Below are 1286 nucleotides of genomic sequence, written 5' to 3'. Positions count from 1 at the left end.
AGCCGTTGAAGACTACGACGTTGATAGGCTGGGTGTGTAAGCGTTGTGAGGCGTTGAGCTAACCAGTACTAATTGCTCGTGAGGCTTGACCATATAACGCCAAAATGGTTTAGCGTTATATTACGATTTAGATGGTAAGACATCACAAGCTGGTTTGAGGCTTGGTTATCGTTAACTTCTCTCTAATAAAGAGAAAACTATTCAGAAAGTTATTGTTAAAGACACCGTATTCGAGTGTAAATGAGCCGTCTAAAGAGACAGTAAGACTTATGAACCTCAAAACAGTTTTCTTGATAATCATAGAGTCGTTGAACCACCTGATCCCATCCCGAACTCAGAAGTGAAAAGTGACATCGCCGATGGTAGTGTGGGAGGTCCCATGTGAGAGTAGGTCGTTATCAAGATTGAATTATAAAAAAACCAGCTCAATGAGCTGGTTTTTTTTCGTCTAAAATTTATCGAAAGACACATCATAAGCAACCTATCTCTCGTTCCCATGATCCTCAGGCTGTGAAAGTATTCTTGTTATAGTATGTCGATAGTCCTGAGTTAGGTTGATTATCGTCATTATGAACAAAAGCTATCGAAAAACTGAGAATCGAGCACAATTTTCCTTGTTTATTGATCACCTCGATCAGCACATCTCTGATACGAATCCAGTGCGAGCAATTGATGCTTATATTGATACATTGAATTTCGATCAATTGGCTGTTGGTGTGTATAAGCCTTCATCCTCCTTAAGAGGGCAGCCCGCTTACAACCCAGCTGACCTGTTACGCTTGTATTTATATGGTTACCTAAACGGTATTCGAAGTTCACGCAAACTTGAAAAAGAGTGTCGCAGAAATATTGAGCTTATGTGGCTAATCAAGCATCAACGTCCTAGTTACAAAACGATAGCTAACTTTAGAAAAGATCATCATAAGCTTCTCATTCGAGTAAACCGTGATTTTATTTTACTCTGTAAACAGCTTGATTTAGTTGGTGGTGAGCTGATAGCAATTGATGGGAGTTTCTTCCATGGCAATGCAAGTAAACAAAGCATTCTGACGAAAAATCGCTTAACGCAGCAAATAAAAGCAGTTGAACAAAAAATCCAAGACTACCACGCTATGTTGGATGCATTAGATAATGAAGAGTCAGAAGCTGATAATTTAGACCATACCGTCCCATAAAGTGTGTCTAAGGGGTATATAAAAGGCGCCCCTCTTTCGTTAAATTAATTCTGTTTCGACCAAAAAACGAACAAATTTAACAAAGAGAGACTATGGACAATTTAAAGCTAA

Annotated in this window: 2 rRNA genes and 1 pseudogene; all 3 read left to right on the top strand. The window is 38.9% G+C overall.

The features are described from left to right. Positions 1–93, top strand: a 23S ribosomal RNA gene (locus OA91_RS23750); the annotation flags it as partial. A gap of 196 nt (positions 94–289) precedes the next feature. Further along, a 5S ribosomal RNA gene (gene rrf, locus OA91_RS23745) occupies positions 290–404 on the top strand. A gap of 165 nt (positions 405–569) precedes the next feature. Then, positions 570–1163: pseudogene (locus OA91_RS23740) on the top strand (transposase); the annotation flags it as partial. Positions 1164–1286: the final 123 nt, after the last annotated feature.

Origin of the sequence: Marinomonas sp. SBI8L (assembly GCF_001624705.1) — a bacterium.
GTDB lineage: Bacteria > Pseudomonadota > Gammaproteobacteria > Pseudomonadales > Marinomonadaceae > Marinomonas.
The sequence above is the reverse complement of the archived record's forward strand: the minus strand, read 5'-3'. Positions and strand labels throughout refer to the sequence as shown.